This is a genomic window from Bradyrhizobium sp. CCBAU 51765 (assembly GCF_015291725.1).
Taxonomy (GTDB): Bacteria; Pseudomonadota; Alphaproteobacteria; order Rhizobiales; family Xanthobacteraceae; genus Bradyrhizobium; species Bradyrhizobium liaoningense.
This window is the reverse complement of record NZ_CP030038.1, coordinates 6,583,620-6,596,989: the sequence shown is the minus strand read 5'-3', so window position 1 is coordinate 6,596,989 and position 13,370 is coordinate 6,583,620. Positions and strand designations below refer to the sequence as shown.

General features: G+C 59.0%; 13 protein-coding genes. 7 read left to right on the top strand and 6 right to left on the bottom strand.

The window, feature by feature from the left end; all coding sequences use genetic code 11:
- Nucleotides 1-2: 2 nt before the first annotated feature.
- Nucleotides 3-278 carry a hypothetical protein gene (locus XH96_RS31130; protein ID WP_194389360.1) on the bottom strand — a complete coding sequence of 92 codons (276 nt, stop codon included), beginning with the start codon at nt 276-278 and terminating at the stop codon, nt 3-5.
- Nucleotides 279-354: 76 nt separating this feature from the next.
- Entirely contained in the window at nt 355-717 is a 363-nt protein-coding gene (locus XH96_RS31125; RefSeq protein WP_246789802.1) for a hypothetical protein, read from the bottom strand.
- Nucleotides 718-1,195: 478 nt separating this feature from the next.
- Between XH96_RS31125 and XH96_RS31120 the strand changes: the two genes are divergently transcribed.
- Nucleotides 1,196-2,398, top strand: a complete 1,203-nt coding sequence (locus XH96_RS31120) for a polysaccharide biosynthesis/export family protein (RefSeq protein ID WP_194389359.1) — start codon at nt 1,196-1,198, stop codon at nt 2,396-2,398.
- Between the two features lie 9 nt (nt 2,399-2,407).
- Nucleotides 2,408-3,151, top strand: coding sequence for a hypothetical protein (locus XH96_RS31115; protein ID WP_246789801.1), 744 nt, complete (start codon nt 2,408-2,410; stop codon nt 3,149-3,151).
- Nucleotides 3,152-3,219: 68 nt separating this feature from the next.
- Here XH96_RS31115 and XH96_RS31110 read toward each other — a convergent pair whose 3' ends face one another.
- Nucleotides 3,220-4,077 (bottom strand): FkbM family methyltransferase, encoded by an 858-nt coding sequence (locus XH96_RS31110; protein WP_194389358.1) that lies wholly within the window; start codon nt 4,075-4,077, stop codon nt 3,220-3,222.
- A 152-nt stretch (nt 4,078-4,229) separates the two neighbouring features.
- The gene (locus XH96_RS31105; protein WP_194389357.1) at nt 4,230-5,183 is read right to left on the bottom strand and encodes a glycosyltransferase family 2 protein; all 954 of its coding nucleotides are present in this window, start codon (nt 5,181-5,183) and stop codon (nt 4,230-4,232) included.
- Nucleotides 5,184-5,642: 459 nt separating this feature from the next.
- Here XH96_RS31105 and XH96_RS31100 point away from each other — a divergent pair, with 459 nt between their 5' ends.
- From XH96_RS31100 to XH96_RS31080, 5 genes are all read left to right on the top strand, one after another.
- Entirely contained in the window at nt 5,643-7,109 is a 1,467-nt protein-coding gene (locus XH96_RS31100; protein ID WP_194389356.1) for an O-antigen ligase, read from the top strand.
- Between the two features lie 96 nt (nt 7,110-7,205).
- The gene (locus XH96_RS31095) at nt 7,206-7,826 is read left to right on the top strand and encodes a hypothetical protein (protein ID WP_194389355.1); all 621 of its coding nucleotides are present in this window, start codon (nt 7,206-7,208) and stop codon (nt 7,824-7,826) included.
- A 224-nt stretch (nt 7,827-8,050) separates the two neighbouring features.
- Complete coding sequence (locus XH96_RS31090) at nt 8,051-10,270, top strand: polysaccharide biosynthesis tyrosine autokinase (protein ID WP_194389354.1); 2,220 nt, start codon at nt 8,051-8,053, stop codon at nt 10,268-10,270.
- A 79-nt stretch (nt 10,271-10,349) separates the two neighbouring features.
- Nucleotides 10,350-11,027, top strand: a complete 678-nt coding sequence (locus XH96_RS31085; RefSeq protein WP_194389353.1) for a hypothetical protein — start codon at nt 10,350-10,352, stop codon at nt 11,025-11,027.
- Complete coding sequence (locus XH96_RS31080; RefSeq protein WP_194389352.1) at nt 11,027-11,422, top strand: hypothetical protein; 396 nt, start codon at nt 11,027-11,029, stop codon at nt 11,420-11,422. The genes XH96_RS31085 and XH96_RS31080 overlap by 1 nt, the downstream gene beginning before the upstream one ends.
- Before the next feature lie 18 nt (nt 11,423-11,440).
- Here the strand turns inward: XH96_RS31080 and XH96_RS31075 are convergent, their stop codons facing one another.
- Both XH96_RS31075 and XH96_RS31070 read right to left on the bottom strand, forming a co-directional pair.
- Nucleotides 11,441-12,511: a glycosyltransferase family 4 protein gene (locus XH96_RS31075; RefSeq protein ID WP_210337793.1), complete on the bottom strand. Its 1,071-nt coding sequence runs from the start codon at nt 12,509-12,511 to the stop codon at nt 11,441-11,443.
- A 183-nt stretch (nt 12,512-12,694) separates the two neighbouring features.
- Nucleotides 12,695-13,366 carry a DapH/DapD/GlmU-related protein gene (locus XH96_RS31070; protein WP_194389350.1) on the bottom strand — a complete coding sequence of 224 codons (672 nt, stop codon included), beginning with the start codon at nt 13,364-13,366 and terminating at the stop codon, nt 12,695-12,697.
- Nucleotides 13,367-13,370: the final 4 nt, after the last annotated feature.

Sequence of the window (13,370 nt, the reverse complement as noted above, 5' to 3'; positions counted from 1 at the left end):
CATCAGCGCACAGACTTGACCGGGCGGACGAATACGCGCCCGGCACGCGCGGCAGCAAGGCCAAAGCGGGCCCCTGACCCGAAGAGATAACCACCCTGAAGGGCAATGGCTGCGAACACCATGCCTTTCAGGCTCTCGATCACCGTGAGACCGATCATCAAGCGGACCGGGACGGCGGCAAGCAACATGACGAAGGTCAACGGCACCAGCACCAGGACGCGAAAGCGCTGCCCCAGCACGGCACCGACGAGAAAGCTGAAAATCAAAAACGCGGTCATCCGAAACACTCTCCGTGCTCCGGACACTAGGTTCCCCTCCCTAAAAAGACCCTTAAGTTGTATGGCTAAATTTGGCCTATTGGCTGCAACTTGCCAGCAGCGAATGATAGGCCTCTCGCAGCCCGTTCAGCGCTACTACGCCCCTGATCTCGCTGTCGCCTTCGCTGACCGCCACAGACAGCGAGGCCGCTGTCTGCCACTTGCCGGCGGCAAAGGCAGAGACCTCGTCCGGTAGCAGCACGGTAGCGCCTGCGGCCGCCATGCGGGCGTCGAAGGTCAAGGTGCCGCCGCCGGTCGCAGCGATCGTGACCTTCGGGCGGCTCCGCGGCGGGAAGGGCCGGATCAAGGCCACCATCACGTCGATCTTGCCCTGTGGCGCACAGCGGACGATCAGGCCGGCAAAGTCCGGGTCCGACCGGGCCGTATCCGCGGTCTTCATAATGGCGGCGAAGCTCTCGCCGTCCTTGGCCCCCTGGGTCCGGGTTAATTTCCAGACGGAGGAGGGGGCCGGTTGGGCGACCGCAACAAGTGGCGCTTCGTGGCACGACGATTCTGGGCCGCCGGGGCAGGGGGCGGCAGGGCTCCAGGGCCGACCAGCGGCGCTGAGGAGGGAACCTGCCAACAGCGGGATCAGAAGGAGGCCAGACACGGGGGAGTCCTATCCTGAATGGACCCAGCTTTGGCGAAGGGCGGCGAGGCCTCCGCCCGACATGCTGAGGCCTCAACTTGCGCATTTTGCCCGCCCGCCGGGCACACGAAATACAACAAATAGTCACAAAGGGTTAAACCAAGCCTCCAAGAGTGGCTCGCAGGCAACACTAGCCAACGGATCGCTCTGTTAACCGCCCGGAACGCTTGTCGCACCCCCCCCCTAGGCCGTACCAACTTACGTCAATTGGGACTATCGGGCGCGATTCATGTCATCTATTGCCAAGACCTATGTTTTGAAGCCTGCGTTTCTGGCGGTCGCTCTAGCGCTCGGGGCCTGTTCGACCAATCCCGGCTCGGGTCCACTGACCGACGACGTCAACAACAAGATCCAGACCGAGAACGCGCCGGCCTACGAGCTGGTGCCGCTCAATCCGGCTACGGTGAAGATCCTGCACACCCATGAGCCCAAGGGGCTCGCCGGCGTGTTCACCGATCGCCGCCCGCCCGCCAGCATCGTGTTCGGCATCGGCGACGTCGTCAGCGTCACCATCTTCGAAGCCGCGGCAGGCGGTCTGTTCATCCCGGCGGAAGCCGGCGTCCGTCCGGGCAACTTCGTGACCATCCCGGATCAGGCGGTGGACAATGACGGCTTCATCACGGTGCCCTATGCCGGCCAGGTCAAAGCCGCGGGCCTTACGGCGGTCCAGATCCAGCGCTCGATCATTGACAAGATCGGCAACCGCGCCATCGAGCCGCAGGCGGTCGTGGCGATGTCTTCGCAGCGCACCCAGCTCATCAGCGTGCTCGGCGAGGTCAATTCGCCGGCGCGTTATCCGGCGAGCGCGGCGGGTGCGAAGGATCGCGTGCTCGATGCGATCACCCGTGCCGGCGGCATCAAGGGCCAGGGCTTCGAGACCTGGGTCATGCTGGAGCGCGGCGGCAAGCGGGCGACCGTGCCGTTCGAAAATCTCGTGATGGCGCCCGAGAACAACGTCTATGTTCGCCCGGACGACAGCATCTACGTCTATCGCGAACAGCAGAAATTCCTGGCATTCGGCGCCAGCGGCCAGAGCGGCGAATTCAACTTCGATGCCTGGCGCATCAACCTCGGCGAAGCGGTCGGCAAGTCTGGTGGTCTGTTGGATGGCCAGGCCGATCCGGCTGCGGTGTATCTCTATCGCCGCGAGCCGCGCGAGGTCGCGGCCCAGCTCGGCATCGACGTGAGCAAGTACACGTCAGAGACGATCCCGGTCATCTTCAACGTGAACTTCCGCGATCCGGGCGGCTTCTTCCTCGCCACCAAGGTCATGATGAAGAACCAGGACATCATCTACGTCTCGAACTCGCGCAACGTCGAAGTCGCCAAGTTCCTGACCTATCTGCGTGTGATCATGGCGACCGGCAGCGATGCCGTGAACCTCTCCAACGATGCCCTGATCTTCCGCAACAACATCAAGCTGGCGCCGTAAGACGCCAACTTGATCGACCAAGACCGATGGCACCGGGCCTTGTCCCGGTGCCATTTTCGTTTAGCAATCGAAGCGGTTCTGCCGGGGCTACCAGTTCGGGATTTGGATCAAGGCGCCACTGAACGCGGCGTGGCCGTCATCGGTCCACCCCGCAGTGTTGCAAGGGGCTTCATGCGGTTTCGAGCATTCTGGCGTCTTCTGGTGCTCGTTCCTCTCGCCTTCGGGCTTGCACCGATCGGAAAGGCTCTCGGTGCTGCCGCGGAACTGGGCGTCCGCCATCGGATCGACGTGCTGGTCTCCGCCGAGCCGGATGCTCCGATCCTGTCGCGCCTGAGGGGGGCCAAGGGCGAGCTGTCCTTCACCGTTCGTCTCTCGGCGAACTCCAAGGAGAGCAAGTTCTTCGGAATGCTTCGCCTGTCTTTTCCCGATATCGTCGTTCCCGATGGCGCCGGCAAACCGCTGGTGCAACAGACCAAGCTCTGGGAGGAGGATGTCTGCCATCAGCGCCGCGGGCTGCCGAAGGTCACCGTGACCCAGCTCAGCGGGCATTTTGCGGACGGCGAGGGGCGGATCGAGATCTCCGCCCTCAACCGGCACATCGGCCTTCTGGTCCCGCCCGACGAATTAACCCCCGGAATAAAACTCGACCCCGGGAACGATAGCCTCGGGGCATTCTATGCCTACCGGGCACAGACCCGGAACAGCCGCCTGAATGTGGATCTTCGGATCTACTCGATCGATTGCCCTCTCTAGTTCGGGCAAGGAGCAATCAGCCTCGGCAAATGAGCTGGCGCTTCCCGATCTGATCTGCTCCCGACACGCTATCGCGCTGCGTGCGTGTCGTACCAACCCGCTGGAGGAAAGTCCGGGAAGCGGTAGTCCTTTCGCCCGGCCGCGCGCACCAGCGCGGCCTGAATCCCGCCAAGCATGCGGAATACGCTCTTTCGTCCCTGGAAGATGCCGGCGTCTCCCGCCAGCGCATAGCCGCGGAAGATCCCCTTGTAGACCTCAAGCGTTTCGAACATGTCCATCCACCGCCCGGGCAATTCGTTGCCGAACAGTCCGCTGCTGCCTTGTTCGAATTTGTGCGGCTGGAAACAGCCTTCGGTCGCTGGCTGAGGCGGCTCCTGCAGGGAGACGAGGCTTTGATCCACAATCTTGTATTTGGAATAGCCCAGGCTCCTGAGCAGTTCGAACTCCTTTACGAGATCATTCCAATTCTTCTTCTCGGACTCGATCGACACAAATCGCGGGGGTTCGGAAATGTTCTCGAGCGATGACAATGCGTCGAAATCGTTCCCTTCGATATCGATCTTGCAATATCTGGGAATGCCGTGGTCGCGCATGATATCGGCCAGCCGCTCGGCTTTGACCGTTATCTTTTGCACGCTCGCTGCGCCCAGCATCTGGTTTCGCTTGACCCACTCGAGATTTGCCGTTCCCCAGACCGAGTGCTCGGTGTTGACGTAGAAGTCGATATTCCCCGGCGTCTTGGCGACGGCCAGGTTGAGGATCTTCAGTTGTCCCGTGGCAACTTGCTGGGAAAATTGCTGGCCAAGTGCGCTACAGAATTCCGGTACAGCTTCGATGGCAACGACCTTGAATCCCTTTTTGAGATAGAACCCGGTGTCTTCACCCTTATGGGCGCCGAGATCGTAAATGAGGTTTTCGTCAATCATGGTTTTCGTACTCGTGTCCAGAGCGTGATGAGCGTCGTGCGCAATGCGTTTCTAAAGCGCGATGCGATTAGGGCGAATCGTCATCGCGCTTTAGGATGTTGTTTAAGCATGATCTTTTCGGAAAGCCGCTGCGCGCTTTTCCGGATCATGCTTTAGCGGTGGAAGGACAAGATGTTGGTTGGATGAATTGATCCGGCTATAAAATCCGCCACTGCAGCCATGTTTCCGGCTAGCCTGCCTCGATAATCGATCATCGGATGCTCGCGAAGTGAGCGCAGCGCGTTGGACACGAACGCTCGTGTCCAAAAGTATGCGCATTTTCCGAGGGTAATTGTTCCTTTGCGCGCAAGATAGAGCGGATTGGCAAGCTGCGAGTAGCCATATTTGTAGCCGCTGACCCGTCCGGACTTTGACCCGAGATGTACACCGATCAAGTTTGAAGCTCGATAGATGTCCGAGAACTTCCTGATCTGTCCGGAAAAATCCGTATCCTCCAGCCAACCATAGAGCGGCAGATTCTCGTCGAATGCACATTGGTCGAAGACTGTCGCTCTGAAGGCCATATTGCACCCGTACAGGCCCTGCTTCCCCTTGCTGTATCCGGTCTGATCGCTCGCCCGAGGCAGCGCCAGCGCATCCGAAGCCTGATCCTCGGTGATTGCGATGCTGCCTCTTGCCCCGTCCATGATCACCGCTCCTGTAACGGCGAGGACCTGTGGACTTGCCGCAAACAGCGCTTCGCATTTCTGCAGCCAATCGGCTGCGGGCCTGAAGTCATCGTCGAAGAAGACAATGATCTTCGCAAGCCAGGCCTCGGGAGTGCTTATCTTCTTGGCCGTTTGTACGCCGTGGTTTCTCTGCGACGTCAGTCCCGGCCGAGGAGAAACCAGTCGGTGCACGCTCGGATCATTTGGGACGGCGGCAGCACCGGGCAAATCCTTGGGTTCAGCGCCCACAAGCATGACGCTATCAGGCGCGCGTTCTTGAAGTCGAAGCTGGTCTAGAAGAACTTGAACGTCTGCCGGTCTGCCGCGTGTCGCTAAGATGACATCAATATTCAATTTACCCTCGCAGAGCGACGACCAGCAACGCTGGTCGTCTGACATAAGAACTTCGTGGAAACGTTCGATCGGAAGCAGGAATTCTCTCGGAAACAATCCGCCGGCAATTGGCGACGTGGGCTTTCGCAAGCCTGGAGATGCGGTGCGGGCGAAGCACTACCGGACCACGTTGCGGAAATCCAGCGTAGACGATTGAAATTGGGACCGTCCAGCCCCTTCATCGGATGAGATCCGCGCTTGGGGCGAACCGTCCTGTTAACGAACTCGAGGCTGCCAGGATCGGGACGCATTGCGGGCAGGGCCGGCAGAACGTTCTCCCTCTTTAACTGTGCTCCCGGATGAGTTGACGCCGGGAATTAACCTCTGTAGGCGGGGTACGGTTCAGAATGGATCATCCACCGCCGTCTCTTCCGAGTGCGGCACTTGCTGGACGCCTGCGGGATCATCCGCTCTAATGTATTCTCCACTGGGGTGTGTCAGACGAAAGCGATGGGCCGTGTTTCGATGAACATTCGCTGGTCGGCTGATCTCGCATCCAGCTGTGTGCTGTTCTTTGTTGTAGCGAGCGCGCCGTTCCCGTTTGGGTCGACCAACAATCTGGCCGTTGCCTTCTGGTGCGCTTGTCTGGGAGTTGCCCTGATATTTGCGCCGGCGAACGCCCTGCGTCGTTCCCATCTCTGGATCATCGCAGGCATCCTCATCGTTGTCGCCGCTTACGGCTTCGCGCTGCACGAACAGCTGTCTGACAGCCCGCGGATTGCGCCATATCATCCGATCTGGAAGCAGCTCGGCTCGCTGTTCGATACAGCCGTTGCGCCATCGGCCTCGATTGTCAGGTACGAAGCTTTCTTTGCTGTGGGGGCACCACTTGCAAACATCTTGGCTATTCTGGTGGGGCTCGTCATTGGCGCCGACGCGAGCCGTGCACGCCAGGTAATGCTGGTGATCGCGCTCTCAGGCAGCTTCTACGCTGCATATGGCGTCCTCTCGTTTCTCATCGAACCGACCATGATTCTGTGGCGCGACAAGACCGCCTATCTTAGCAGCGTCACCGGCACGTTCATCAACCGCAATACCGCCGCGGCCTATTTCGGCTCATGTGCGGTCATCTGGATACTTCTGCTTCTCACGGACGTGCGCCGCCACCTTCCCGGAGGACGCTTCAGATGGAGCAATCTCTCCCGCGATCTGGCTAAAATTCCGCAGGCTTCGATAGCTCTGAAATTCGCCGCGCTCCTGATCTGCGTCATGGCGATGTTCATGACTGGCTCGCGCGCGGGCGTGGCTGTTTCGCTCCTCTCCATGATCTTCGTCTTTGTCGTCTTCCTCCGGAAGGACCTTCGACCGCGCACCGGCGTCTGGATGGCCTTGGCGGCCGCCGCCTTGGTCGCTCTTGTTCTCTTGGAATTGCTCGGTGGTCGTGTCGTGGGCCGCTTCGATAGCCAGGGGCTGACCGATAGTGGCCGGCTTGAGGGGTGGAAGTCCTCGCTGCTCATCATCGCCGATAACCCCTGGTTTGGTACTGGGATGGGGACTTTCCAGTCGGCCTTTCCAGCCTTCCGCAGCCCGAATATTTCTATGCGCGGTACCTGGAATGCTGCCCATTCGACCCCTCTGGAGGTCGCTTTGGAGGCCGGAATTCCGATGACGCTCCTCCTGGCGGCCGGTTGGGCGGTCATGCTCACGGTGCTTGCGCGCGGGGTGTTCAGCCGCAAGCGTGACGCTTCGATTCCCCTGGCCGCCATCGGCACTGCGCTGCTGCCGTTGTTCCATTCCGGCCTTGATTTCACGTTGCAGATACCGGGTTACAGCATCCCCTTCTTTGCGCTTTTCGGGGTCGGCCTGGCGCAATCCTTTCACTCCGGCGAGGGGAGCGTCGAGCCGAAAGGGGCTGCGGCAAATGCGCTGTCGACCCGTGCTCGCACTTCGGGATCGCCAAAACAGTCCTCTTTGCAGGTACTTGGGCCTTAACTATTCCTTTAGATTTGGTGGACAGGACTGCCTCTTTCGACTACTTTCCCATCGTTTCGTTCGGGCCATAAAGGCAAACTAGTTGTTGAGGAAATTATGAACCTTATCAGGTTTACGGTTCGAGCCGCTGTGGTGATTGCGATCGCAAGCTCGATATCCTCCGCCGCCAGCGCGGCTGTTTATCCGCCCAGCCGGCAACTGCAGGCTCAGATCATCTCCGATTTCAAGGGATCTCCTGCAACGCTTTTGCAGCAATATCCTGACGGCGGTCCGCAATTGATTTCGCGCGTCCGCGACCTTGGAGCGTCGGATCCGACGACAGTGCCGGGTCTGATCGAACTGCTGAAGAACCCGGCGACAACGAAGGATCAGTTGCGTGCGATCGTCGCTGGACTTGCCCAGGTCGCCCGCATGGCGGCACAGACCGATCAGGCGTTTGCCAATGAGATTCAGGCCGCCGTCGCTGGAACGAACAATCCGGACGTGATTGCTGCCTATCAGGCCGCAACCGGTGATGTTGCAATCGCTGCGGCGGGTGGTGCCGGGGGTGGTGGCTCCGGTGGTGGGGGCCCGACGACCGGTTTCGGATTTGCCTTTGGTGGCAGCGGCTCCGGTGTCCAGAACTTTGGTGGCCTGCACTACCCGAACAGTGTGACGACTTATACGGGTTCAGTGACTCCCTCGACCGCCTATCCTGCGGTCAGTCCGACGCAATAACGTCCGGGCCTCTTGCGCCGGCATCCTCTTAGAGAAAATAAACCAAGGCAGCGTGTCACGCGCTGCCTTTGATCTTCCGCAGTGACTCGCGCGATATACTGCCCGTGAAGCACATGGTGCGTCCATGCTTCGATGACTATGCGGGATTTGCGGACACGTGAAATCACGTCGCCGCGCGCTTGTCGGCCCAAGTACGGGCATTGATTGATTTCAGGAATTACCGGATGTTGCAGCTGAACAAGTCCACATCAGAGATCAATCGCGAATTCGCCGAGACTCAAGGCTCCCCGTTTCAGTCGCTGACTTTGCATTTGGATGTCATCCGGCATCAGTTCCCAACAATCGTCGCGATCATATCCGCCTCTGTGATCTTGGCGCTTCTCTATCTCTTTACCGAAGCTCCGCAATTCACCTCTACGGCGTCGATCGTCATCGACACTCGCAAAGTACAATTGTTCCAGCAGCAATCGATGCTCGGTGACGTGGCCCCTGACTCCGCGTCGGTGGAAACGCAGGTCGAAATTCTCAAGTCCGAGAACATCAGCTTGGCGGTCATTCGTGATCTGCACCTGACGGAAGATCCGGAGTTCCTCGGCAACGGCGGAAGCTTGATCGGGTCCATCGGCAATTTCTTTTCCGATCTGTTTTCCAGTGGCCGTGCTGGTTCCGAGTTCAGATTGCAGCGCAAAGCCCTGCAACGCTTTGAGAGCAATCGTACCATCAAGCGTCTCGGTCTCACATACGTCATGGAGATCGGCTTCACGTCGCGTGATCCAGCGAAAGCGGCGCAGATCGCCAATGCGATCGCTGACGCCTACATTGTTGACCAGCTGGAAGCCAAGTACCAATCGACGCGTCGCGCCAGCGTCTGGTTGCAGGATCGCATCAAGGAGTTGCGCGCTCAGGCATCCGCGGCACAAAAGGCGGTTGTCGATTTCAAAACGGCCAACAACATTGTCGATACCGGCGGGCGCTTGATGAACGAGCAACAGCTCGCCGAAGTGAATAGCCAGTTGGTCGGGGCGCATGCCTCGACGGCCGAGGCCAGGGCGCGGCTGGACCGCATCAACGATATTCTGAAGCGCGAAATACCGGACGCGGCAGTGGCGGATGCTCTTCGGAACGAGACTATCGTCAAGCTGCGAGGCCAGTATGTCGACATGGCCGCCAAGGAAGCGATCTGGGCCGCCAAGTATGGCCACGATCATCTTGCCGCAGTGAACCTGCGTCGCCAAATGGACGAGATCAAGCGGAACATGATCGACGAGCTCAAGCGCATTCAGGAGTCTTACAAGAGCGACTACGATATCGCCGTCACGCGCGAGGAGAGCATCAAGGCTAGTTTGGCCACCGTGGTCTCGGAGTCTCAGCTCACCAATCAGGCGCAGGTTCGGCTACGCGAGCTCGACAGCAATGCGCAGTCGTATCAGGCGATGTACGACAATTTCCTGCAGCGCTACATGGAATCGGTCCAGCAGCAATCGTTCCCCATCAGTGAAGCGCGCGTGATCAGTGCAGCAACGACACCGCTGGTCAAGAGCTATCCAAAGACTCTTATCGTGCTCGGCGTGGCTCTTTTTGGCGGTTTGGTGCTGAGCTTCGTCCTGGCGATCGTGCGTGAAATGATGGACCGGGTGTTCAGGACGACTCAGCAGGTCGAAGAGGTGCTCGGCGCGAGTTGTATAGCGCTGTTGCCGACGGTGAACGCAGCTGCGACCAAGGACGCAAGGCCGAAATTGCTGCGTTACGTCGTTGATCATCCTCTCTCGCGCTTCTCCGAAGCGGTGCGCTCGACGAAGGTGGCAGTCGATCTGAACTCGATTGTTCGAGAAAACCGCGTGCTGGCGGTTACGTCGACTCTTCCGAATGAAGGCAAGAGCACGCTGTCTGCCAACCTGGCGCAATTGATGGCCCATGGCGGTGCGCGCGTCCTCCTGATCGATTGCGATCTCCGCAATCCCTCGCTTTCTCGCGCGCTGACGCCCGACGCGGAGTCCGGTTTGGTCGAGATCCTCGCGCATAAGGCTAAACTAGAGCAAGCGTTGACGGTTGATGCGCAGACGGGGCTCTCGATCTTGGCTGCAGGTACGACCTCCAAGCTTCTTCATACCAACGAGATATTGGCATCCAAGATGATGCATGGCCTGATTGGCGAGCTGAGGGACAAGTTCGATTACATCGTGCTCGACATGCCGCCCATGGCGCCGGTCGTGGACGTGCGCGTGACGTCGACTTTCGTCGACTCCTACATATTCGTCGTGGAGTGGGGCAAGACCCTGATGGATGTCGTCAGGCACAATCTGCGTGGTTCTCAGGAAATCCAAGACAAGCTGCTTGGCGTCGTTCTCAACAAGGCAGATACGAAGCGCCTTGCTCGCTACGAGCCGTACCACAGCCGTTACTACTACAAGAAGAACTATGCCCATTACGGCTACGTCGATTAACATGGGCGGGATCTGGCGAAAATGTTGCAGGGGCGTATTGCTTCTGACGGGTATCGCTGGAGTAGCCTGGTCACTGGTCGTGTTGCCATCGTTCTGGACCGATCTGCAGGTCAGCTCCGTCGCCACGCACATTTTGATCGGTGAACAGCTCAAGCCGGGGATCGTGGAGTCGATCGCGGTTCGAATGGACGCTGACTCGCCATCGAGCCTTCCCTACCCCAGTCTGGTACGAGCCCGAGCGCTGATTGCGTTTCGCTCGGCCGAGGAAGGCCTGCAGGGAAAAGGTTCCCAGGACCTGGAGCGCAGATTGTCGGCCGCGGAGAACAAGCTGAAGTCGTCGTTGATGCTCGATCCGGCCGACGCTTTTCTTTGGCTATTGCTGTATTGGGTGAAGAACGAGCGAGACGGTTTCGATGCGGGAAATATTCGCTATCTTGAACAGTCGTACGCGGCTGGACCATACGAAGGGTGGATCGCGCTCCGCCGCAACAGGTTGGCGCTTGCGATATTTCCACTGCTCGGGGAACAGCTGCAGCAAAAGGTCGTTGCCGAGTTCGCTGGCATGGTCGAAAGCGACTTCACCGATGATGCGGCACGCAACCTGACGGGAGTCGGCTGGCCTCAGAGGGATAGATTGCTGGCGAGCCTCGGGGGCGTTCGCCTGGTCGCCCGTGAAACTTTTGCGAAGCGGCTGGCATATGACGGCGTGAAGGCCACTGTGCCGGGAGTCGATTTACCTGAAAGGATGTGGCGGTAATGGTTCGATCGCTCTTTCGGCTTGTCCTGCTGATCTGCATGGCTCCGGCCTGGACATTGATCCAGAACGTTCCGTTGGCTCACGCAGAAAGCGCGAAATCAAAACTCACGATGCAGGGCGCCGCCGACACATCGGAATCGCCCGTCATTCGTGACGGCGCCAATCGTCCCTGCCTCAATGTTGAGGCGGCCGCCAAAGGGCATGTCCAGAACGGAGAGCTGATGGATCATATCGTGAGCGTCAAGAACAACTGCTCTCGAATGATCAGGGTCAAGATCTGCTACTACCATAGTGATCACTGCAAGGATGCGACCGTCTACGGCTATCAGCGCGTCGACACGATTCTGGGAACGATGAAGATGTCGATGTTTCGATATTCACTGTCTCAAAAATGAGCTCGCCGAGCGCCCTGCTCATCTGATCGCAGGGGCATCGAAAAGGTCTACGAACTTTCTCGCGTCATCTCCGCGCTGAACGAGCAGCGCTGCGCGATTACGCTCGGCCTCGTTCAGGGCGATTTGAAAGTCAGCGACCGACTTCTCCCACGCGAGGATTTGTTCCGCGATCCCGTCGAGATCTGACGCGCGCGGATCGAGCAGCAGTTTTTCCGGCACCATGTTGGCGATGCATCCACGGTTGGAGGCAGCGACGATGACACCTCCCATCTGCGCCTCATAGATCACCACAGGCTGCGCCTCGTTGACGTATCTCGTCGGAAATACCAGGACGTCGATCGAGGAGAGAAAGTGGACCTTGGCGCCGTCATATACGGGCCCCACATACTCAATCCCACCGATCTCGTTCGCGCGGCGCTTGATGTAGTGCTCAATCTCGAGATCGGCGCAGGGACCGGCGATTCGTGCCGTGAGGCCGGATCCGCTCTTGCGCAGTCGAGCCATCAGGTCGAGAAAGCGGTCGATACCTTTTTCGAGCGAGATGTTCGATAGATAGCCAATCGAGCTGAATGTCCGGTCATAGCTCCGTAGTTCGACAGAGGGCAAATCGATAAACGCCAGGTTGGAAATGACGACTGTCCTTAGGTGCTTGCCATACAGCTCCGAAAGGGTCGTGGCCATCCTGGGACAGAGCGCGATATGAAACTGGTCGGCGCCGGCCATGCGAACAATGGACGCCAAGATGGCGTTACGCTTCGTCAGGTAGGCGAAGCTGTGATGATGGAACGCGATCGTCTTCCCGAGCCACCGCGCAAGGACGACGACCAGTAGGTCATAGAGCAGTCCATATCCGCCGGACAGAGAGAGGTAGAGTATCGAGGCCTCCGGGTGGCGAAGGACAGTTCGTCCGCATCGGACGTATGCGCGTGCGCGATTGAAATGATGCCGCCACCGATCGGGAGCATCGCCTGGTGAGGTGTCGCCGAACGCGAGTTGAAATCCGGCAGCGCGCAGAGTGTCGGCCGCCCGCTTGGTGATGAGAGCTGCGCCATGAACCGGCGGAGGAAGGGGGCCTGCCACAACGATCATTTTACCGGGCACGAGGTCGTCGGTCCTTCAGCATGTTAGCCAATGAATAATTGGTGGCGAGCGCAGCATTTGGCGGGGCAGCGCCGCGGATCCCTGATGTCGCCCGACGGGCCGTGGAGGCCAAATCACTGTGCGCGACACATGGGCCGGGCCCGGGATACGGCTACGAGCCGCGTTTGAATATCAGGTGACTGTGAAAGCCGTTCGGTGAAAGATCTTTGCGGTCTTGGGGATGTCTCGCTGGTGAACCGCGGGATTACCGCCGATCATCGAGTATTCTTGGGGCGCGACGTGGGTCACGACGGCGCCCGAAGCCACAACGCAATAGTCCGGGATAGTGACGCCCTGCAGAATGATCACGCCGGTGCCGATCATCGTGTAGGCTCCTATCGTGATTGGAGAGCATGTCTGCCGGGCAGACATTGGATTGACCCCGTGGGTCAACAACTGGCTGCGGAATCCGGCGAGACCGCAGAATTGACGAAACTCGATCCGATCGGTGCAATCAATGTAATGCTGGCTCATCACCAGACTCGCTTTGCGCATGATAAGATCCGAACGTCGCTTCGTCCTGTTTCGGAAGGCCGGCGAATTCAGGCGAGTTGACAGTCCACCGATCCAGTTCAGATTGCCAATGACCGCATCTTCATCCATCTGCAACCGATCAAGCCGGCCGATGTAGTTGAGATGACCGATGTAGGTCTTCGCTTCCAGGACGCATTCGTCGGCGAGGATCAGGGACAGACCGATCCGCGCGTCGCGATGGATCGAAAAACCGGGGATCGCGTTGAGGACCAGCCGACGGACTCTCCAGGGGATGAAAAGGAATAAAACTTGAATAACAATCTTCAGCATAGTC

Excerpts from the sequence above, each read along its gene's own strand:
- XH96_RS31130 (WP_194389360.1), bottom strand. The coding sequence starts at position 278 with ATGACCGCGTTTTTGATTTTCAGCTTTCTCGTCGGTGCCGTGCTGGGG.
- XH96_RS31125 (WP_246789802.1), bottom strand. The coding sequence starts at position 717 with ATGAAGACCGCGGATACGGCCCGGTCGGACCCGGACTTTGCCGGCCTG.
- XH96_RS31120 (WP_194389359.1), top strand. The coding sequence starts at position 1,196 with ATGTCATCTATTGCCAAGACCTATGTTTTGAAGCCTGCGTTTCTGGCG.
- XH96_RS31110 (WP_194389358.1), bottom strand. The coding sequence starts at position 4,077 with ATGATTGACGAAAACCTCATTTACGATCTCGGCGCCCATAAGGGTGAA.
- XH96_RS31105 (WP_194389357.1), bottom strand. The coding sequence starts at position 5,183 with ATGTCAGACGACCAGCGTTGCTGGTCGTCGCTCTGCGAGGGTAAATTG.
- XH96_RS31100 (WP_194389356.1), top strand. The coding sequence starts at position 5,643 with ATGAACATTCGCTGGTCGGCTGATCTCGCATCCAGCTGTGTGCTGTTC.
- XH96_RS31095 (WP_194389355.1), top strand. The coding sequence starts at position 7,206 with ATGAACCTTATCAGGTTTACGGTTCGAGCCGCTGTGGTGATTGCGATC.
- XH96_RS31090 (WP_194389354.1), top strand. The coding sequence starts at position 8,051 with ATGTTGCAGCTGAACAAGTCCACATCAGAGATCAATCGCGAATTCGCC.
- XH96_RS31080 (WP_194389352.1), top strand. The coding sequence starts at position 11,027 with ATGGTTCGATCGCTCTTTCGGCTTGTCCTGCTGATCTGCATGGCTCCG.
- XH96_RS31075 (WP_210337793.1), bottom strand. The coding sequence starts at position 12,511 with ATGATCGTTGTGGCAGGCCCCCTTCCTCCGCCGGTTCATGGCGCAGCT.
- XH96_RS31070 (WP_194389350.1), bottom strand. The coding sequence starts at position 13,366 with ATGCTGAAGATTGTTATTCAAGTTTTATTCCTTTTCATCCCCTGGAGA.